Raw genomic sequence first — 18,167 nt, 5'->3', positions numbered from 1 at the left:
ACGGGCGCAACGACGCTCAGGCGCTTGCGCGCTTGAGGTCCTTGCGCAGTTCGGGGGGCAGCGCGAACACCAGGTTCTCCTCGGTGAGGCGCTCCTCGACCGCGGCCGGGTAGCCGCGCTGCTGCAGGTGGTCGAGCACACCCTGGACGAGCTCGTCGGGCACCGAGGCGCCCGAGGTGACGCCGACCGACTCGACGCCCTCGAGCCACGCGTCGTCGATCTCGCCGGCGTTGTCGACCCGATAGGACGCCTTGGCTCCGGCCTCGAGCGCCACCTCGACCAGCCGCACCGAATTGGACGAGTTGCGCGAGCCCACCACGATCACCAGGTCGGCGGTGGCGGCGATCTGCTTGACCGCTGACTGCCGGTTCTGGGTGGCGTAGCAGATGTCATCGCTGGGCGGGTCGATCAGGTCGGGGTACTTCTCCCGCAACTTCGACACCGTCTCCCAGGTCTCGTCGACGCTGAGGGTGGTCTGGGAGAGCCAGGCCACCCGCCCGGGGTCGCCCACCTCGAGGGCGTCGACATCCTGGGGGTGCTCGACGAGCGTGATGTGCTCGGGCGCTTCGCCGCTGGTGCCCTCGACCTCTTCGTGGCCGGCGTGCCCGATCAGCAGGATCTGCAGGCCCTGGCCCGCGAACCGGCGGGCCTCGTTGTGCACTTTGGTGACCAGCGGGCAGGTGGCGTCGATGGTCTTCAGGCCCCGTTCGGCGGCCTCGGCGTGCACCGCCGGCGACACGCCGTGGGCCGAGAACACCACGGTGGCACCTTCAGGAACTTCGGTGAGCTCCTCCACGAAGATGGCGCCGCGCGCCTCGAGATCCTCGACGACGTGCCGGTTGTGGACGATCTGCTTCCGCACGTACACGGGTGGCCCGTACAGGTCGAGCGCCCGCTCGACCGTAATCACGGCCCGGTCGACGCCCGCGCAGTACCCGCGCGGGGCCGCGACGACGACACGTTTGGAATCGCTCATGGCCGCCAGTCTATCGAGCGGCTCCGCCGCCCGCCGCAAGAGAGTTTGGGGGGCAGGAGCGCGTCATCTTGGGGGGGTTCCGCGCTCCTGCCCCAAACGACTGCCTCCGGAGAAACTCATTTTGGGGGGTGAGAGTCCGGGCGGTGAAACACCTCTCAGCAGCCGTCTTCCCAGAGGGAAGCCTAGTGAAAAACTGTTGTATGGCGGTCCGTGATGAATTGTGGGGGTGTTGGTGAGAAAAAGATACCACAGGTGTTAGTGCCCATGGAATGGCTTGTTTGTAGTTGTATTAGGAATGCTTGTCGACGGTGAGCCGATAGCCGATGCCTCGAACCGTTTCGATGAACCGGGGCCGCGATGCGGAATCGCCGAGTTTTCGTCTCAGGTTGGCCATGTGAGTCTCAATGGATCGCCGGTCCGCGTCGAGGACGAAGTGGTCCGACTCGCCGCGCACGAACGAGCTCAGCTCGTCCTTGCTGACGACCCGACGGCGTGCCGACATCAGGGCGCACAACATGTCGAACTCGGTCCGGGTCAGGTTGACCGGGTGCGAGTCCAGTTCGACCAGCCGCATCGAAGGATTCAGGCGCAGTCCGCCGTGGGCCAGCCAGGGCTCGCTGACAGGCTCCTCCCTGTGCGGCTCCGCAGGGCCGGTGAGGGCGAGTCGACGGATCATCGCATCGACCCGTGCTCTGAGCTCCCGTGGACGGAACGGCTTCGCCATGTAATCGTCGGCTCCGGCGTTCAGCCCGGTCAGGGTGTCGATCTCGTCCCGCCTGGCCGACAGCATGATCACGTAGGTCGATGAGAAGCTCCGGATCAGCCGCACCACTTCGAAGCCGTCCATTCCGGGAAGGTTGATGTCCAGCGTGGTCAGCATCGGTTCGGATTGCCTGATCATGGCCAGTCCCGTGGGGCCGTCACCGGCGACCAGGGTCTGAAAACCGGCCTGGGACAGCACCAGGGCAAGCAGGTCGGCAATCTCGGGATCATCCTCGATGATCACCGCTCGACGCTCGGACGCCGCGTTCACGCTCCCCGCTCCTCTCCGTGCCCGACCCGTCCGGCGGCCTCGCCGAGGTGTTGCGCCACGTAGTACCTCTGGACGTCCACGGCTCGCACCTGGAACGGTGCAACCCGGTTCAACAGTCTGTCGGTGGCCCGGGGCAGGCCGTGGCCCTCGTCGTTGAATTCGCACACGTCGAAGGCGACCACTCCTCGCGCCGCGGCCACCCGCTCGCCCAGGCCCTTCATCATCGCCGGATACACGCCGTGACGTCGAAAGTCCGGACGGACCAGTGAAATCCCCGCGTAGAAGACGGCGCCGCGGCTCCATTCGTCGGGGAAATGGAAGGCGAAGAAGTCCGGGCTGATCCACGGCATCGTGGCGAGGTCGTTGGTCAACGTGGTCAAGCCGGCCGGCGCGCCGTCGGCGTCCACAGCCAGGTACCGCCACACCCGCTCGTCTTCGAGTTCGGCAGCGAACTCCTCCCGGGTGAGGACATGGCGGGCAGCGGCCCTGGTCGCCAGCGGTCCGAACGTCTCCAGGTAGAGGGGCCAGAGCTGATCGGTGAGGTCGGAGCGGGGATCGGTGCTGCAGGCCAGCGTGAACGCGCCGTAGTCCCAGGGCCCGTCCAGCACCGGATCTGGATCACTCATGGCTACTCCCACCCCGCCGTCCGATACGTCGCCACGACCACGGCGCAGGCCGGCTGACCCGAGCAGTGCGCCGAGATGACCACGCGATCGGCGTAGGTGAAGGCCTCTTCGCGACCACCGCTCATGTCGGTGAGGGTGGTCTTGATCATCGTCTGGACCTGGTCCTCGGCGTGGCCGACGTGCTCGACGAACAACCCGCGACCCGACCCGTCGGCGGCCAGCGACCAACCGACCCCGGCGACGGCGTCGTCGCCACGCTCGGTGGCGTAGGCGGCCGCGTAGACGCAGTAGAGGACGTCTCCGAAGGAGCCGCGGAGCTGCTCCTCGGGCTCGCACACCTCGATCGACGCCTTCGCGGGAATGACCGAACTCAGCCGCACCAGGTTGTGGTCGGCCACTCCGGCTGCCCGCAGCGCGCTGTCGAAGGCGGCCAGGGCGGTTCGGCCCTTCCCACTGCCGGCCGTCACCCGGATCACCAGCGGTCGTTCGTCGCTCGAACCGCCCGGCGGCCGGGAGTCCCTCGTCGCCATTTCTTGTCCTCCTTGTGGTCAGGTCGCCTGTGGCTGCGCGTCGTTCGCGAGCGCCGGCTCGGTTGTCGTCGCTTCGGGCTGGGCTCCCGCCGGCAACTCGAGGCGGAAGGTCGAACCCACTCCCAACTCGCTCTCGACCCAGATCCGGCCGCCCATGCGTTCGACGAGGCCCCGGCAGATCGCCAGGCCGAGCCCCGTGCCCCCCCGTTCGCGGGCGTCGGTGGAATCCACCTGGCTGAACCGGTCGAAGACGCTGTCGAGTTTCTCCGCCGGGATTCCCCGCCCGGTGTCGGCGACAGAGATCTCGACCACGTCGCCACGAGGTTGGGCGCAGATCCGCACGGCGTCGCCGGGGTCGCTGAAGCGGATGGCGTTCCCGACCAGGTTGATCAGCACCTGAACCAGTCGATCCTTGTCCGCCAGCACCCAGCCGGAGACGTCCGGCGCCGACAGGCTGATCTGCGAGGACTGCGCCATGCCCGACATGGTGACGATCGTCTCCTGGCAGGCCGCCTCCACTGCCTGGCTCTTGATGACCAACGGCAGCATGCCCGTGTCCAGTCGCTCGATCTCGAGGATGTCGTTGACCAGCTTCTCGAGTCGGACGCTGCCCGAGGTGGCGATCGCGAGCATCCGTGTCGCGGCCGGGGGCAGTGCCCCGTACGCTCCACCGGAAAGCAGGCCGAGCGCCCCGCGGATCGAGGTGAGGGGGGTCCGCAGTTCGTGGCTGACCACGGAGACGAACTCCTGCTTCATCCGGTCCATCTCGCGGCGCTGGCTGACGTCGCGGAACACCACGACCGCTCCCCTGACTTCGTCGTCGGCACGCAGCGGACTCGCGGTCACCTCCACCACCATGGTTCGCCCGTCCCCACGCACGTAGACGTCCTCTTCACCGGTGACGGTCACGCCCGATCGGGTGGCTTCGGCGATGTAGCAGTTGTCGTAGGGGTACGGCACGCCGTCCTCCTGCGGCGCATGGAACAGGTCATGGGCGTTGGCACCGATGAGTGACCGCTCCGACCTGCCCAGGAGGCTCACGGTGGCCCCGTTCACCATCGTGATCGTCCCGGCGCGGTCGACGCCGTAGATGCCGTCGGCGACCGAACTGAGCAGCATCTCGCGCTGATGGGTGATTGCCCGGAGTTCGCGCGTGCGGGCCTGCACCCGCACCTCGAGCGACCGCCTCAGGTACTCGTTGTCCATCACCAGGACGATCTGGCGCGTCACGACGACGAGCAGCAGGAAGCCCCAGACGATCCAGGCTTCGATGGCGAGCTCTCCGCGCGCCTCGGCGAGCATGTTCGTCGCGGCAGCCGCCAGGAAGATGCCGAAGAACACGAACGTGCTGCGCACCGCCGACGGCTCGGCGGAGCGGTCGGCGACCGGTTCGGCGGTGTCCGGGTGCAGCGCTGCGAGGCTCAGGAAGAAGTAGCCGCCCATCCAACCGAGATCCCACCAACTGCCCAGACCCGCGGCGCCGACCGAGACGTTCACGGCGTAGGCCATGTCGGAGACCGAGTACAGCAGGAACGCCACGCCGACGAGGATCAGCGGGGTCCGGCTCTGCGCGGCACTCCGGGCGATGAGCAGGATCGCGGCCGTGGCGATGACCAGGTCGAGCACGGGCAGCGCGAGGATCTGCACCTGGCTGCCCAGCGAACCGTCCTGCTTGGCCAGGAGGGTCGGAAAGATCGTGGCGCTACCCATGAAGAGCACCGAGCCGCCCACCACCAGGCCGTCCATCACCAACCGGATCAGGTCGGCGCGCCGCCGCCGTGCGGTCGGGAAGAGCATCAGCGCGACAAGGCTGCACAGCAGTGCCACCATCAACAGCGGGTCGACCAGAATCAACGCCTCGCCCGGGAGCAGGCCCAGGCTGATCAGGTTCGACGAGATCCCCAGGCACAGCCCGATGGAAAGGATGAGCCAGGCACGCTTGATCCGGCCGACGCTCAGACCCGTGCGCCGAATGGCCAGCACAGCGGCCAGGACGCCGAAGCCGAGCAGGAACAGCGTGGTGACCATCGCACGGGTCTCCGCCGACGGGATCGACGCCATGAGGACCGCGAACACGATTCCGGCGACGAGCCCGGCCAGGCACGCCACAGCGAATCCGCGGCTCGGCGGAAATCTCGGGTCGACTCTGATCACAGGAAGTTCACTTACGTGGGGGTGTGTTGATCGTATTGCAGTTCCGGCGGCCACAGGGGCATCCTCACGGTGTAGCCGAACCGCCGTGTCGCGGGAGGGATCGTTAGGATTCGTACCGGAGAGGAGCCGTCATGCCGCAATCACCCGCCTTGTCCGGCAAGGTGGTATTGGTGGTGGACGACGACGACGATATCCGTGAGGTCGCTGTCGCCTCCCTCGAATTGATCGGTGGATTCACGGTGACGACGGCAACCAGCGGAATCGAGGCCCTGAACATCGCGCGCGAGAGCCCACCGGACGCTGTCCTGCTCGACGTGATGATGCCGGGAGTGGACGGCTACGAGACGGCGCGCCGCCTCAAGGCCGACCCGGCGACCGCAGCGGTGCCCGTCATCCTGCTGACGGCGCGAGTGGGTGGAGACCCCGCGGCCGACGTCGCCGTCGGTGTGATCGCGAAGCCGTTCGACCCGATGAACCTGGCCGGCCAGGTCCGCAGCATTCTCGGCTGGCCGTCGTGAGCGCCGAGGAGTTCGCGGGCGACGCGTTCCGGCGCCTCGTCGACCGGGCCTGGAACCGCAACCGCGAGCGCGCCGCCACCCTGGCGGCGATCGTCGAGGAGTGGCAGCGGTCCGGTGGCGTCAACCCCGAGACCCGCGACCAGGCCCGTGCGGTCGCCCACACGGTGGTGGGGTCGGCGGGCACTCTGGGTCACCCGCGCGGCGCGGCGGTCGCCGCACAACTCGAGTCGGACCTGATCGACGCCGACGCCGCCGGCCCGGTGCCCGACCGTGCGGTGGAGCTCGTCCGGCGCCTCAATCAGGAGTTGGTGCTGCCCCCCGGTTGGGACGGCGAGGCCGCCAGCCACGACGACAGCGCTGTGCGCGCCACCGACGCGCTGCGGCGCAACGCGCAGTAGAGCTCGTCCGTCGAATCGCCACGGTCCTGCTCGATCGCCAGCCGCAGGTCGACGGCCACGCGACTCAAGTCGTCCGCACCGACCAGGTGGCTGGACGTCTCGAGCGTGAGCAACAGGATCGAACCCGCCTCGTACTGCTTGCTCCGCAGGCACTGGCCGACGTCATCGACGCGCCCGTCCAGCAGTGCCAGGTAGCTCGCCACGAGTCGGTCGACGGCCTCGACACCGAGTTCATCGCAGAGTTCGCGCAGGTTGTCGTCCGGGTGACACCCGGGACGATGGTCGCGTCCCCTGCCGGCGCCTTGCGGCGCCGACAGGCGACTCACGACGCACCCGGGAAGGGCTTCGACCGGAGCGTCGCGAGCACGTGAATCGGTTCCCCCCAGTCACCGATCGGAGACACTGCCACCCCCATGTCAGTTGTCTCCCTCACGTGTCGCATCCAGGTCCGGGAACCTCAGTTCCGCGTGCACGATTGATTCTTGTCGACCGACCTCCAGAGCCCGTCCAGGCAATGTCAAGGAATCCACAAGAAGTGCTCACGATGCCCGTGAGGTTCGCGTCCGGTGGCCGGCGACCGCGCACGCGGCCTGGTGCGGGCGCGGATCGGCGCCTCGCCCTCTACGGTGGAGCGATGGCCAAGGTGTCCTCCAGCCCCGAGCAGCCACAACCGCTGCGGGCAGTGGTCGGGCTGACCAAGTCGTGGGTGGAGCGGCTCGGCAGCGTGTGGGTGGCCGGTCAGCTCGTCGAGCTGCGCCGCCGCTCCGGCGCCGTCACCCACTTCATCAGCCTGCGCGACCCGCTCGCCGACGTGACGGTGACCGTCACCGCGTCCACCTCGGTGCTAGACGCCGCCGGCCCGATCGGCGACGGGATGGAGGTGGTGGCGTTCGTCCGGCCCACCGTGTGGGCGGCGCGGGGGTCGCTGACCTTCGAGTGCACCGACCTGCGGCCCTCGGGCGAGGGCCGGCTGCTCGCCCAGATCGAGCAGCGCAAGCGGATGCTGCAGGCCGAGGGCCTGTTCGACCCGGCCCGCAAACGGCGGCTGCCGTTCCTGCCCCGCGGGGTGGGGCTGATCACCGCCGAGGGCAGCGCGGCCGAGCGCGACGTGCTGGAGGTCGCGCGCCGGCGTTGGAGCGGGGTGCGCTTCGTCGTCCGGCACGCGCTGATGCAGGGGCAGGGCTGCGTCGAGCAGATCCGCGACGCCCTGACCGCTCTGGATCGCGACCCGTCGGTCGACGTCATCATCGTCGCCCGGGGCGGTGGGTCGTTGCAGGATCTGCTGCCGTTCTCGGACGAATCCCTGGTCCGCGCCGTCTTCGCCTGCCACACGCCGGTGGTGAGCGCCATCGGGCACGAGCCGGACACGCCGATCATCGATCTGGTCGCTGACCTTCGGGCGGCCACGCCGACCGATGCCGCGAAACGCGTGGTGCCCGACGTCGCGGACGAGCGGGACCGGGTTAACCAGGCCCGCGACCGGGTCCGGGCCGCGACCCTGCGCCTGCTCGAACGCGAACGTCAGCACGTGGCGTCGCTGCGTTCGCGTCCGGTGCTGGCCGACCCGCTGGGACCGGTGACGGTGCAGGTCACTCAGGTGGGCGAGTTGCGCGACCGATGCGAGCGAGCGGTGCGGGGCCTGCTGCGCCAGGAGGCGTCCTGGGTCGAGCACGCGGTGGGCCGTGTCCGCGCCCTTTCGCCGCGGGCGACGCTACTGCGCGGCTATGCCATCCTCAGCACTGACGGCGGCGAGCCGGTGCGCGCGGCCGAGGCGGCGTCCGGCGATGAGATCGTGGCGATGCTGGCCGACGGCACCGTGCACGCCCAGGTCACCGAGGTGCATCCGAGAAAGGACGGCGATGGCTGAACAGACCGAACAGCTCAGCTACGAGCAGGCCCGGCAGCGACTGGTCGAGGTGGTGCAGGCCCTGGAGTCGGGGGCCGTGCCGCTGTCGAAGGCGATGGAGCTGTGGCAGGAGGGTGAGGCGCTGGCCGCACGCTGTACGCAGTGGCTGGACGGCGCCAAGGCGACCATCGATGCAGCCAGGCAACCCGGTGCAGAAGATTCTCCTGCCTGAATCCAGGTTGTTGACCAGATTGTCTGCGATCTGACCCAGAGGCCTTCAATCTGAACCTAGACTCGGAATAACACGACCAAAGTTGTGTTATATTAGTCAAACCGACTACGTAGGGTCATGGGGGTGATGAACCAATGAGCACGATCGACCGCTGGCTGGCCTCCCTCAAGATGATCTCGCTGCAGGAGATGACCGTGAAGCGCGACCTTCGCTGAGGCAGTACCCAGAGCTACTACGCGCCCTTCGTCCGCCAGGACGAAGGGCGTTCGTCGTTCCTGCCTAGACTCGCGCCGTGCGAGGAAGGAACTGACGGCCGTCGTGGCGGCGGTCGCGGTGCTGCTGGTCACCGCGTGTTCGAGGACGCCGACGGCGGGGTCGATACCGGCGACGGACACCCCCGTACCGGGCGGATAGGCAAGCCCCGCGTCCGGCTGGCCTCGCCCACCGGGACGGTCCGCCTGCGCTACTCCGAGACGTACCGCTGGCCCGACGGGCTGCGGGTCAGGGTCGACGAGCCGGTCGACTACTGGCCGTCCGGATGGGTGCGCACGGTGACCGCGTCGCGGGGCGCCGGCTACGCCGACCTGCGGTTCACCGGCTGAGCCCGCTCGCCGCCCCACTAGGGTGACCCGGTGCCCTCAGATGCCCCGCTCATCGACGCCGCCCTCGCCGACGAACTGACGACCGCACGGCGTCGGGCCCTGTGGGTGCTGTCCACCGGCCAGGTGCTGAGCGGGATCAGCTTCGGCGCCACCGTGTCCCTCGGTGCGGTGCTGGCCGCGGCGGTGTCCGGGGACGACTCGCTGTCCGGTCTGGCGACGGCCGCCATTACCTTGGGCACGGCGATCACCTCGGTGCCGCTGGCCACCCTCGCGGCCCGGCGCGGCCGGCGTCCGGCGTTGGCCACCGGCATGGCCGTCGCGCTGGCGGGGGTCGGCCTCGTCATCGCGGCGGTGGCGATCGTGTCGTTCGCGCTGCTGCTGACCGGGTTCGCGCTGATCGGTGCCGGCCAGGCGGCCAACCTGCAGTCCCGGTTCGCCGCCAGCGACCTGGCCACGGACGCCTCACGCGGCCGCGACCTGTCGATCGTGGTCTGGGCCACCACCGTCGGCGCCGTGCTCGGTCCCAACCTGGTCGGCCCCGGCGAGATGCTCGGCGAATGGGTGGGCATGCCACCGATGACGGGTCCGTACCTGTTCACCGTGCTCGGCCAGGCCGCCGGCATCGTGCTGTACCTGGCGGCATTGCGGCCCGATCCGCTGCTGCTCGCCCAACGCGCGCTGGACGCCCGGACCGCGGCGGCGTCCGGCATCGCCCGGGCGGACCGGCCCGTCGCGGCGCGCTACGCGATGCTCGCGGTGGTCGGCGCGCACGCCGTGATGGTGTCGGTGATGGCGATGACCCCGATCCACCTGATGCACCACGGCGCCACCCTGACCGTCGTCGGGCTCACGATCAGCCTGCACATCGCCGGCATGTACGCGCTTTCCCCGGTCTTCGGCCTGCTCACCGACCGCTGGGGACGGCTGCCGACGATCGTTCTCGGGTACGCCCTGCTCGCCGCGAGCGCCGCGCTGATCGGCGTCGGTTCGGACGACTCCACGATCGTGACGGCCGCCCTGGTGCTGCTGGGGCTGGGCTGGAGCGGGGCGACGGTCGCCGGCGCTGCGCTGCTGACCGAGGCGTCCGCAGAGTGGTTGCGGACCAGGCGGCAGGGCCGCAACGACGCCCTGATGAGCCTGCTCGGCGCCCTGGGCGCCATCGGCGCCGGCGGGGTGCTGGGGTGGGTCGGGTTCAGCGGCCTGGCGCTGTTCACCCTGCCCGTGCTGGTTGTGGTGGTGCTGCTGGTGCCGCTGGGACGTCGCTGAGCCGGCCCGCATACGTCGATCGAGCCTGCCTCACCGTTACTCCCCTCCGCCGACCGGTGGCGCTCGACCTGCGTGACGACGGTGTGAGCGTCGTGATGCCCCGTCCCACACCCGAAGCGTGACGCCACCGTCACCTCGGCGCACGCCGGGATCTCACCACGACCACACGACACCCCGGGGCAGGCCCGGATGGACGAGCCGGGGTCGGCCCGAGGGTCAGTCCTCCAACGTGGTGAGGTCGCCCTCGTCCTGGCCCAGCGCGCGCGCCTTCAGCACCCGGCGCATGATCTTGCCCGAACGGGTCTTGGGCAGCTTGTCGGGGAAGTCGATCGCGTCCGGCTTGGCGATCGGCGACAGGTGCGCCGACACGTGCTTGCGCAACTCCTCGGCGAGTTCCTTCGAGCCGGACGCCCCCACGCGCAGGGTGACGAACGCGTGGATCGCCTGGCCCTTGACCTCGTGCGGCAGGCCGACAACGGCGGCCTCGGTGACATCGGGGTGCGACACCAGCGCCGACTCGACCTCGGCGGTGCCCAGCCGGTGCCCGGACACGTTGATCACATCGTCGGTGCGGCCGATGATCCACAGGTAGCCGTCGGCGTCCTTGCGGGCCGCGTCGCCGGCCAGGTAGACGCCGGGGTACTTCGACCAGTACGTGTTGACGAATCGCTCGTCGTCGCCGTAGAGCGTCCGGAACATCGCCGGCCACGGGTTCTTCAGCACCAGGAAACCCTCGTCGCCGTCCGGCACCTCGTCGCCCGCCTCGTCGAAGATCGCCGCGTCCTGCCCGAAGAACGGCTTGCCCGCCGAGCCGGGCTTCTGCGGCTCGCCCGGCACCTGGGTGATCTGGAACATGCCGGTCTCGGTCTGCCACCAGGTGTCGATGACCGGGCAGACCTCCTTGCCGATGACCTTGTGGAACCACTTCCACGCCTCGGGATTGATCGGCTCGCCCACCGTGCCCAGCAGCCGCAGCGAACTCAGGTCGTGTCGGTTCGGCCACGCCTCACCGAAGCGCATCAACGACCGGATCGCGGTCGGCGCCGTGTAGAACTGCGTGATGCCGTAGTACTCGATCAGCTGCCACCAGCGGCTGGGATTGGGGTAGGTCGGCCCGCCCTCGAACAGGAACGTGGTGGCCCCGGTCAGCAACGGCCCGTACACCAGGTACGAGTGCCCGGTCACCCAGCCCGGATCGGCCGTGCACCACCAGCGATCCTCGGGACGCATGTCGAAGCTGTACTGCAGCGTCGTGTAGGTCCCGACCATGTAGCCGCCGTGGGTGTGCAGGATCGCCTTCGGCTTCCCGGTCGAACCGGAGGTGTACAGGATGTACAGCGGATGCTCGGCGTCCAACTGCTCGGTGGCGCACTTGCCCTTCGCGATCGGCAGCAGCTGGAGGTCGTGGTACCAGTGGTCGCGCAGCGGATCCATGGTGACCTCCGTGCCGGTGCGCTTCACCACGATCACGTTCTCGACGGTCGGCGAGAACTTCACCGCGTCGTCGACGATCTGCTTCAGCGGGAACACGCTGCCGTTCACCCACGACCCGTCGGCGGTGATCACCAGCTTCGACTGGGAGTCGTCGATCCGGTCTGTCAGCGCGTCGGCGGAGAAGCCGGCGAAGATCACCGAATGCACCGCGCCGATCTTGGCGCAGGCCAGCATCGCGAAGAACACCTCCGGGATGCGGGGCAGGTAGATCGTCACCCGGTCGCCCTTGGCGACACCCATCGCCTTGAGGATGTTCGCCATCTCGTTGACCCGGCGATTCAGCGAGAAGTAGCTGAAGGTGCGTCGTTCCTTGCCGTCCTCGGACTGCCAGATCAGCGCCAGCTTGTTCTTGTTCGGTCCGCTCAGGTGCCGGTCCAGGCAGTTGTGGACGATGTTCACCCGCGCGCCGGTGAACCACTTGTAGAACGGTGCCTCGGAGTCGTCGAGCACCTTGTCCCACGGCTTGAACCATTCGAGCTCATTGGCCCGGTCGGCCCAGAACCCCTCCGGGTCCGCGAGTGCCTCGGCGCGCAGCTTGTCGGCGTCGGGGACGTGGGAATCAGCTGCGATCGAGGGGTCGGGGTAGACGACGTCGCCTTCGAGCTCTGCCATTGCGTTGATCTCCTCCATTGGAGTCCGTCGGGATGGAGTGAGACTAACCGGGTGCCCTCGCACTGGTCGAGTCGCCGGCCGCGAGTCCCTGTCGGTCAGGCCAAAGTGCCCGCAAACGCCTCCAGGGCCTCGTAGGGCAGGTCGCCGCTGATCACCAGGGTGCTCTGCTCGTCGCTGCGGACGAGCGCGCGGCTGCGGCGGTCGTCGCTCACGTAGCGCTGCCAGGACACCCCGGCCAGCTCGGACTCGCCATCGGCGGTGGTGGCGCGACTGGCGGCGGCGATCAACCCCTTGGGGTCGGTGTTGCGCTGGTCGAGCCCCAGATAGACCTGGTCGGGCGTCAGGTACCCCAGTTGCAGCGTGTCGCCGACGGCGGGCTGCTGGTTGAGCCCCGGCTCCCCCGCCGGCGTCCAGCGGGCCCGCACCACCGTCCAGCCCTCAGGCAGGTTCTCCGGGACGGCGACCGGGTACGGCGCCTCCGTCTTCGCCAGCGTCACCACGGGCTGCCAGTCGACCGGCCGCGGGGTCGGGTCGGGGACCCGGCTGAACCACAGGTAGATCAGCACCACCGGCACCAGCAGCACCGCACAGGCGATCAGCACCTGCGAGACGGTCGCGTTCGGACGTCGGGATGCCATTGGTCCATTGTTCACCAACTACGCTCGTCGCCATGCCAGCCGCGCTCCGCACCGCCCTGTCCGTGGTCGCGCTGGTCGCCACGAACGTCGCCGTCGGACGCCTGATCACCGGCCCGCTGCATGACCTGCCCGCCGAGCACCGCCTCAACCACGACCTGCGGAACTCCGGCGGCGCGCGGACGACACGGCTGGCCGCGGTGGTCTCCCGCAGTTCCGACACCTCGGTCGCGATCGGCCTCGGGTTCGCGCTCACTGCGGCGATGCTGGTCCGCGGACGGCGCCGGTCGGCCGCCGTCCCCGGCCTGGCGATGGCGCTGGCGTCGGCCACCCACGTCACCAGCTCGGCGCTGGTCGGACGCCCCCGCCCCGGCGTCGAGCACCTCGGCACCCGGCAACCCACCTCGAGCTTCCCCAGCGGTCATGTCGGCGCGATGACCGCGCTCGCCGTCACCCTGGACGCCGCCGCGGCACCGCTGCCGGGCCCGGCCCGGGTGACCGTCCGCGCCGGACTGGCCGGCTACCTCGCCCTACTCGGCTGGTCGCGGCTGTTCAACGGCCAGCACTACGCCAGCGACGTGCTGGCCGGCTTCGCCAACGGCCTCGCCTGCGGCCGTCTCGCCCGGCGGGCCCTGGCGGGCGACGGTCGCTAGGGTCCCCATGCGCACGTTGCGGGAACTGCTGGGCCTGGCCCGCGACGCCGGCACGCTGTGGTGGCGGCACCTGCCGCCGCTGCTGGGCTGGTTCAGTGTCGGCTACGCCGTCAACGAGCTGACCGGCCACGCGTCCACCCTGCTGCCGGTCGAGCAGCGCATCCTGGGCACGACCATCATCATCCTCGGCATCGTGGCCTGGGTGGCGTGCCTGGTGCTGGCCGTCCGTAGTCTCGAGGCGCCCGACGGGCAGGACCCGCCGCTGGAGACACTGGCCGCGTCGATGGGGCCGTTCATGGCGGTCTACGGCGCCTGGGGGCTGGCGCAGGAGCAGTTCGACAAGCTCATCCAGGCCAACCTGATGACCCACGGCATCGACGCCAACCTGTTCAGCGTCGACGCCTCAGACTGGGGGCTGTTCCTGGGTTTCGCCGTCGTCGCGGTGCTGATCCGGCTGTTGGTGCGGCTGGTCGGCACCCGCTTCGCCGCCCGGTGGCTGGTCTTCGTCGGACTGGTCGCCGATGGCGCCTGGGTGTTCGCATCGTTCTTCGTGCTGCGCGAATGGGTCGGCCGCGGCTTCGACTGGCTCACCTCGCGGGAGCTTTGGCGCTGGTGGCAGACCGGCTGGGACGCCTTCGTCGGGGTGCTGCCCGACGTGCCGATCTGGTACCGCACCACGCTGCCCGAAGGCGTCCAGTTGGTGGCGGACCGGTTCTGGGGCTTCATCGTTCCCGGCTTGGCCAATGCGGTGCTGCTGCCGCTGATGTGGGTGGCGCTGGTCGGCACCGTGTTCGGGCACCGCGACTTCAGCGCCGCCGACCTGGTCCGGGGCACCCGCGCCGAGCGAGCCGCCGACCTGCTGCACCGCACCCGGCACCGTCCGCTGCGCCGGATCATGAACCTGGCCACCTCGGAGGCCCGGGAGAAGTACCTGCCCATGCTGTCCACCCTGGGGCTGCTGCGCGCCACGGGGGTCCGCCTGATCGGCGCCTTCCTGGTGCTGGTGGCCGCCGTGCAGTTGGCCGGGACCCTGCTCGACCGGGCGATCCTGTTCCTGGTCGGGCCGCGTCCGCTGGCCGACACCCTGCTGTACATGGGCACGTCGAACTTCCTGGTCACGCTGGTCAGCACCCCGGCCCTGCTGGCCTGCTACACCACCGCCTACCTGTGCGCCGCCGAGGCTCAGGGCAGCAGCTCCAGCGCGGTCGGCGGGGTGGCCAGCCGCAGGTAGTAGCGGGCGTCGTCCGCCGCCCAGGTGGGCACCAGCCAGTGCAGCACCAACCGCTTCGGAACGCCGGGCTGCAGCGGCTGCTCATCGGCAGCCTTGTTGCACAACTTCTGGGCGTAGTCCCCGGAGTAGCTGGCCGGGTCGTAGTCGTCGGTCCACTCGTTGCCGGCCGAGACCAGGACGCCGTAGCAGTTGAGCGTGGCGGGGTCGACGCTCGCGTCGACCAGGGTCACCTCGGCGTCCAACCGCACCCAGACCGCGCCGTCGGGCGCGACCAGCGGATCATGATCGGTGAACGTGATCCGCTGCAGCCGCTGCAGGTCGAGGACGCGGAACGACGCCCCGTTCACCATCAGCGGTTCGGTCCTGGTGGCGACCCCGGAACTCAGCGGTCGCAGGTTCGTGTAGCGGCTCCAGCCGATCCCCGCGGTGACCAGCAGGGCCACCAGCACCGCCAGCAACGGCCACCAGCGCCTCACCGGGTCACCTCGCTGCGTGCCTCGGCCAGTTCGATCCGGTCCAGGACGGCAAGGTCGCCCACCACGTCACGGAAGGCGAGCCGGGCGCGGTAGATGACGAGCATGTCGGTCTGTGCGCCGACCACCAGGGTCGCGCCGGGCACCCGTTCGGCGGGCATCTCGAAGACGGCGTTGCCGTAACTGGTCCACCCGGCCTGGGTGAGCGACAGTTCGCTCAGGCCGGAATCGTCCAACTGGCGGTAGCTGTGACCGTCCGCGGTGAGCAGGGTGAGGCTCTGCAACGGCTGCACCCGGTCGCGCACCCGCACCTCCAACTCGATCACCACGAACACCGCCGGCGTCGTGAGCGGGTCGGCGACCTCCGGCCTGACCAGCGACCGGGCCAGCCGAGCGCCGACCACCCGGCCCGACATCGACGGCGCGTGCGCCCACCCGTCCGCCCCGGCGTAGTAGTCACGCGACTCGGCGGTCCCGTCGCCGCGAAAGCCGTTCAGCACCGCCACCACCAGCAGGCAGGCGAGCAGCGCCCCGATCGCGCGCAGCCTGCTCACCGGGCCGCCCGATCGTCGCGGACCTCGACGCTGACGTCGGTGGCGTCGGCGTCCACCTGCCAGCTCTCGGTCGTGATCCCACCCTGGTACGGGATCTCGTCGTGCACGCGGACGACGACCACCCCGCCGGCGAGGCGGGCCGGGTCCACCTCGACCTCGGTGTAGGCGTCTGCGGGGATGCCGGGTTGGAAGGCCAGCGAGCGGGTGGCGGAGCGCCAGTTCAGGTCATCGAGCACGCTGCCGTCGGGCAGCACCAGCTCGACGGTGCCCTGATCCAGCCACAGGACGGTGTCGTCGGCGGTGTTCAGTACGGTGACCCGCACCCGCAGCGAGGGCTCGATCTCGTAGTCGGCCAGCGAGCGATCGGTCAGGGCGACGTCGTGCACGGTCCAGTGCAGACGGCCCGCGTCGATGACCGTGCCGGGCGCGGCGCTGCGCCGGGCCGAGGCGGCCGCATTGAAGCCGCCGAGCGCGCCGATCACCGCCACGACGGCAGCGATCGCCCCGAACGTCCGCAGCCAGGACGCCACCGAGACTCGTTGCCGATCGCCGCTCACTCGGCCACGATAATCGGGATGGACCTCAGCACCGTGGCCCGCGCCGTGACACCGTTCGGGGAGATCGCCCTGCGTCGCCGCGGCGACGTTGTCGAACTCATCGTCAACGGAGTGTTCGCGATGGACTCCGCCGAGGTGACCAGCGAGCTCGCCCTGGCGGACGCCGCGGGCGCCGATCCCGGCGTGGTCGTGGTCGGCGGCCTCGGCCTGGGCTACACCGCCGCCCGGCTGCTCGCCAACGGCGCCACCCACGTGCACGTGGTCGAGCTGGCGGAACCGTTGATCGACTGGGCGAGGCAGGGCGTCACCGAGCAACTGGAGTCGGTGGCCCACGACCCGCGCGTCACCCTGCACCACGGCGACATCGCCGACTGGCTGCCGCGACGCGACGACGCCTTCGACGCTGTCCTGCTCGACGTCGACAACGGACCCGGCTTCCTGATCCACGACCACAACGTCCGGGTCTATGCCGCAGACTGGCTGCGGGTGGCGTCCGGGCGGCTTCGGCCGGGCGGATTGCTGGCCGTCTGGTCCGAGGCACCGGCGCCCACGCTGGCCGGCACCTTGGGCGGCCTGGGTCGCCTCACCGAGCAACCGATCGACGTCCGGCGCGCCGGACGTCGTTTCGACTACATGCTGTACCTGCTGCGGCGAGACTCGACAGGAGAACCATGACCATCACCGGAGCCGTGCTGACCGTGTCCGACCGGGCCAGCGCCGGCGAGTACACCGACACCTCGGGCCCGCTGGCGGCCGAACTGCTGGCCGGCTACGGGGTGGATGCCCCGGTCACCGTGGTGCCCGACGACCCGGCGGAGATTCGCCGCGGCATCCGGGCCGCCATCAAGGCCGGCGCCCGGGTCGTGCTGACCACCGGCGGGACCGGTATCGCGCCGCGCGACGTCACCCCCGAGGTGACCGCGGAACTGTTCAGCCGACGGCTGCCCGGGATAGCCGACGAGATCCGCCGCCGCGGGGCGGCGTCCGTTCCGACCGCGGTGCTGTCGCGGGCCGAGGCGGGCATCGTCCAACTGAAGAAGTGGCCGCCCGCCTTCGTGGTGAACGCGCCCGGCTCGACCGGTGGTGTCACCGACACCGTGGCCGTGGTGGGCCCGCTGATCGCGCACCTGCTCGACCAGCTCGAGGGCGGCGATCACGCGCGCTAGGGGCACGCAGCGGGTGCGCCCGACCAGAGATCCCGGGGCAAGCCCGGGATGACGGGCGCGAGCGGGCGGGATGACGGGCGCGAGCGGAGGACGGGAAGCCCGGGAGACGGGGCATGTGTTCCCGACCCGCGGCGCGAGCCTGGTCAGCGCGTCCAGTCGCCGCTGCGTCCGCCGGACTTGGCGACGATCCGGCAGTGCACGATCTCGGCCGACCGGTCGACGCCCTTGACCATGTCGACGATGGCCAGTGCCGCCACGGTGACCGCGGTGAGCGCCTCCATCTCGACCCCGGTCCGGTCGGCGGTCCGCACCGTCGCGGTGATCGCCACCCCCTCATTGAGGACGGCCAGGTCGAGGACCACCCCGTGCACCCCGATGACGTGGGCCAGCGGCAGCAGGTCGGGCACCTTCTTCGCCGCGGCGATCCCGGCCACCCGCGCCACCGCCAGCACGTCGCCCTTCGGCACCGTGCCGTCGCGCAGCGCGGTCACCACCTCGGCCGAGCAGCGCACCAGGCCCAACGCCGTGGCCTCCCGCACGCTGGGCTGCTTGCCGGTCACGTCGACCATCCGGGCCGCGCCGCCCTCGTCGAGGTGGGTGAACTCCATCGG

At 70.0% G+C, this 18,167-nt stretch carries 22 protein-coding genes; 10 read left to right on the top strand and 12 right to left on the bottom strand.

Annotated elements, in window-relative coordinates:
• Positions 1-16: 16 nt before the first annotated feature.
• The 5 genes from OIE40_RS01555 to OIE40_RS01535 form a co-directional block, all read right to left on the bottom strand.
• The gene (locus OIE40_RS01555) at positions 17-976 is read right to left on the bottom strand and encodes a 4-hydroxy-3-methylbut-2-enyl diphosphate reductase (protein ID WP_264699280.1); all 960 of its coding nucleotides are present in this window, start codon (positions 974-976) and stop codon (positions 17-19) included.
• Positions 977-1,265: 289 nt separating this feature from the next.
• Positions 1,266-2,009 (bottom strand): response regulator transcription factor, encoded by a 744-nt coding sequence (locus OIE40_RS01550; RefSeq protein ID WP_264699277.1) that lies wholly within the window; start codon positions 2,007-2,009, stop codon positions 1,266-1,268.
• On the bottom strand, positions 2,006-2,635 hold the full coding sequence (locus OIE40_RS01545; RefSeq protein WP_264699275.1) for a hypothetical protein: 630 nt from the start codon (positions 2,633-2,635) through the stop codon (positions 2,006-2,008). Before OIE40_RS01545 ends, OIE40_RS01550 begins: the two co-directional genes overlap by 4 nt.
• A gap of 2 nt (positions 2,636-2,637) precedes the next feature.
• Positions 2,638-3,165, bottom strand: a complete 528-nt coding sequence (locus OIE40_RS01540; RefSeq protein WP_264699273.1) for a pyruvoyl-dependent arginine decarboxylase — start codon at positions 3,163-3,165, stop codon at positions 2,638-2,640.
• An 18-nt stretch (positions 3,166-3,183) separates the two neighbouring features.
• A complete protein-coding gene (locus tag OIE40_RS01535) occupies positions 3,184-5,226 on the bottom strand; it encodes a sensor histidine kinase (protein WP_264699271.1) in 2,043 nt (680 codons plus the stop codon).
• A 224-nt stretch (positions 5,227-5,450) separates the two neighbouring features.
• Here OIE40_RS01535 and OIE40_RS01530 point away from each other — a divergent pair, with 224 nt between their 5' ends.
• Together OIE40_RS01530 and OIE40_RS01525 are read left to right on the top strand one after the other, a co-directional pair.
• Positions 5,451-5,837 (top strand): response regulator, encoded by a 387-nt coding sequence (locus tag OIE40_RS01530; RefSeq protein ID WP_264699269.1) that lies wholly within the window; start codon positions 5,451-5,453, stop codon positions 5,835-5,837.
• Positions 5,834-6,235 (top strand): Hpt domain-containing protein, encoded by a 402-nt coding sequence (locus tag OIE40_RS01525; protein ID WP_264699267.1) that lies wholly within the window; start codon positions 5,834-5,836, stop codon positions 6,233-6,235. The genes OIE40_RS01530 and OIE40_RS01525 overlap by 4 nt, the downstream gene beginning before the upstream one ends.
• On the opposite strand, the gene OIE40_RS01520 is transcribed toward OIE40_RS01525, so the two are convergent.
• A complete protein-coding gene (locus tag OIE40_RS01520) occupies positions 6,136-6,561 on the bottom strand; it encodes a hypothetical protein (protein WP_264699265.1) in 426 nt (141 codons plus the stop codon). The two genes, OIE40_RS01525 and OIE40_RS01520, sit on opposite strands and share 100 nt — an antisense overlap.
• Positions 6,562-6,869: 308 nt before the next feature.
• Here OIE40_RS01520 and xseA point away from each other — a divergent pair, with 308 nt between their 5' ends.
• The 4 genes from xseA to OIE40_RS01500 all read left to right on the top strand — a co-directional run bounded on the left by xseA (position 6,870) and on the right by OIE40_RS01500 (position 10,181).
• Positions 6,870-8,102 (top strand): exodeoxyribonuclease VII large subunit, encoded by a 1,233-nt coding sequence (gene xseA, locus OIE40_RS01515; protein ID WP_264699264.1) that lies wholly within the window; start codon positions 6,870-6,872, stop codon positions 8,100-8,102.
• Positions 8,095-8,313: an exodeoxyribonuclease VII small subunit gene (locus OIE40_RS01510; RefSeq protein ID WP_264699262.1), complete on the top strand. Its 219-nt coding sequence runs from the start codon at positions 8,095-8,097 to the stop codon at positions 8,311-8,313. Before xseA ends, OIE40_RS01510 begins: the two co-directional genes overlap by 8 nt.
• A gap of 350 nt (positions 8,314-8,663) precedes the next feature.
• Positions 8,664-8,915: a hypothetical protein gene (locus tag OIE40_RS01505; RefSeq protein WP_264699261.1), complete on the top strand. Its 252-nt coding sequence runs from the start codon at positions 8,664-8,666 to the stop codon at positions 8,913-8,915.
• A 30-nt stretch (positions 8,916-8,945) separates the two neighbouring features.
• Complete coding sequence (locus OIE40_RS01500; protein WP_264699259.1) at positions 8,946-10,181, top strand: MFS transporter; 1,236 nt, start codon at positions 8,946-8,948, stop codon at positions 10,179-10,181.
• 216 nt (positions 10,182-10,397) lie between these two features.
• Here the strand turns inward: OIE40_RS01500 and acs are convergent, their stop codons facing one another.
• A complete protein-coding gene (gene acs / locus OIE40_RS01495) occupies positions 10,398-12,287 on the bottom strand; it encodes an acetate--CoA ligase (RefSeq protein WP_264699258.1) in 1,890 nt (629 codons plus the stop codon).
• A gap of 95 nt (positions 12,288-12,382) precedes the next feature.
• Positions 12,383-12,925 carry a DUF4245 domain-containing protein gene (locus OIE40_RS01490; RefSeq protein ID WP_264699256.1) on the bottom strand — a complete coding sequence of 181 codons (543 nt, stop codon included), beginning with the start codon at positions 12,923-12,925 and terminating at the stop codon, positions 12,383-12,385.
• Positions 12,926-12,957: 32 nt separating this feature from the next.
• Between OIE40_RS01490 and OIE40_RS01485 the strand changes: the two genes are divergently transcribed.
• Together OIE40_RS01485 and OIE40_RS01480 are read left to right on the top strand one after the other, a co-directional pair.
• A complete protein-coding gene (locus OIE40_RS01485) occupies positions 12,958-13,575 on the top strand; it encodes a phosphatase PAP2 family protein (RefSeq protein WP_264699254.1) in 618 nt (205 codons plus the stop codon).
• 7 nt (positions 13,576-13,582) lie between these two features.
• Positions 13,583-14,806, top strand: a complete 1,224-nt coding sequence (locus OIE40_RS01480; RefSeq protein ID WP_264699252.1) for a hypothetical protein — start codon at positions 13,583-13,585, stop codon at positions 14,804-14,806.
• Here OIE40_RS01480 and OIE40_RS01475 read toward each other — a convergent pair.
• Genes OIE40_RS01475 through OIE40_RS01465 form a run of 3 tightly spaced genes read right to left on the bottom strand, consistent with a single transcriptional unit; the run spans position 14,758 to position 16,390 of the window.
• Entirely contained in the window at positions 14,758-15,282 is a 525-nt protein-coding gene (locus OIE40_RS01475; RefSeq protein WP_264699250.1) for a hypothetical protein, read from the bottom strand. The genes OIE40_RS01480 and OIE40_RS01475 overlap by 49 nt on opposite strands.
• Positions 15,279-15,833 carry a hypothetical protein gene (locus tag OIE40_RS01470; RefSeq protein WP_264699248.1) on the bottom strand — a complete coding sequence of 185 codons (555 nt, stop codon included), beginning with the start codon at positions 15,831-15,833 and terminating at the stop codon, positions 15,279-15,281. The genes OIE40_RS01475 and OIE40_RS01470 overlap by 4 nt, the downstream gene beginning before the upstream one ends.
• Positions 15,830-16,390 carry a hypothetical protein gene (locus OIE40_RS01465; RefSeq protein ID WP_264699246.1) on the bottom strand — a complete coding sequence of 187 codons (561 nt, stop codon included), beginning with the start codon at positions 16,388-16,390 and terminating at the stop codon, positions 15,830-15,832. Before OIE40_RS01465 ends, OIE40_RS01470 begins: the two co-directional genes overlap by 4 nt.
• Positions 16,391-16,408: 18 nt before the next feature.
• Between OIE40_RS01465 and OIE40_RS01460 the strand changes: the two genes are divergently transcribed.
• Both OIE40_RS01460 and OIE40_RS01455 read left to right on the top strand, forming a co-directional pair.
• Positions 16,409-17,065, top strand: a complete 657-nt coding sequence (locus OIE40_RS01460; RefSeq protein ID WP_264699244.1) for a methyltransferase domain-containing protein — start codon at positions 16,409-16,411, stop codon at positions 17,063-17,065.
• On the top strand, positions 17,062-17,556 hold the full coding sequence (locus tag OIE40_RS01455; protein ID WP_264699242.1) for a MogA/MoaB family molybdenum cofactor biosynthesis protein: 495 nt from the start codon (positions 17,062-17,064) through the stop codon (positions 17,554-17,556). The genes OIE40_RS01460 and OIE40_RS01455 overlap by 4 nt, the downstream gene beginning before the upstream one ends.
• A gap of 143 nt (positions 17,557-17,699) precedes the next feature.
• On the opposite strand, the gene moaC is transcribed toward OIE40_RS01455, so the two are convergent.
• Complete coding sequence (gene moaC / locus OIE40_RS01450) at positions 17,700-18,164, bottom strand: cyclic pyranopterin monophosphate synthase MoaC (RefSeq protein WP_264699240.1); 465 nt, start codon at positions 18,162-18,164, stop codon at positions 17,700-17,702.
• Between the last annotated feature and the right edge of the window lie 3 nt (positions 18,165-18,167).

This window comes from Micropruina sonneratiae, assembly GCF_025972045.1.
Taxonomy (GTDB): domain Bacteria; phylum Actinomycetota; class Actinomycetes; order Propionibacteriales; family Propionibacteriaceae; genus Micropruina; species Micropruina sonneratiae.
This window is presented reverse-complemented; position numbering and strand designations above follow the sequence as displayed.

Coding starts and splice junctions, on each gene's coding strand:
- xseA (WP_264699264.1), top strand. CDS start 6,870: ATGGCCAAGGTGTCCTCCAGCCCCGAGCAGCCACAACCGCTGCGGGCA.
- OIE40_RS01455 (WP_264699242.1), top strand. CDS start 17,062: ATGACCATCACCGGAGCCGTGCTGACCGTGTCCGACCGGGCCAGCGCC.
- acs (WP_264699258.1), bottom strand. CDS start 12,287: ATGGCAGAGCTCGAAGGCGACGTCGTCTACCCCGACCCCTCGATCGCA.
- OIE40_RS01490 (WP_264699256.1), bottom strand. CDS start 12,925: ATGGCATCCCGACGTCCGAACGCGACCGTCTCGCAGGTGCTGATCGCC.
- OIE40_RS01460 (WP_264699244.1), top strand. CDS start 16,409: ATGGACCTCAGCACCGTGGCCCGCGCCGTGACACCGTTCGGGGAGATC.
- OIE40_RS01530 (WP_264699269.1), top strand. CDS start 5,451: ATGCCGCAATCACCCGCCTTGTCCGGCAAGGTGGTATTGGTGGTGGAC.
- OIE40_RS01555 (WP_264699280.1), bottom strand. CDS start 976: ATGAGCGATTCCAAACGTGTCGTCGTCGCGGCCCCGCGCGGGTACTGC.
- OIE40_RS01535 (WP_264699271.1), bottom strand. CDS start 5,226: ATGGCGTCGATCCCGTCGGCGGAGACCCGTGCGATGGTCACCACGCTG.
- OIE40_RS01510 (WP_264699262.1), top strand. CDS start 8,095: ATGGCTGAACAGACCGAACAGCTCAGCTACGAGCAGGCCCGGCAGCGA.
- moaC (WP_264699240.1), bottom strand. CDS start 18,164: ATGGAGTTCACCCACCTCGACGAGGGCGGCGCGGCCCGGATGGTCGAC.
- OIE40_RS01480 (WP_264699252.1), top strand. CDS start 13,583: ATGCGCACGTTGCGGGAACTGCTGGGCCTGGCCCGCGACGCCGGCACG.
- OIE40_RS01540 (WP_264699273.1), bottom strand. CDS start 3,165: ATGGCGACGAGGGACTCCCGGCCGCCGGGCGGTTCGAGCGACGAACGA.
- OIE40_RS01545 (WP_264699275.1), bottom strand. CDS start 2,635: ATGAGTGATCCAGATCCGGTGCTGGACGGGCCCTGGGACTACGGCGCG.
- OIE40_RS01485 (WP_264699254.1), top strand. CDS start 12,958: ATGCCAGCCGCGCTCCGCACCGCCCTGTCCGTGGTCGCGCTGGTCGCC.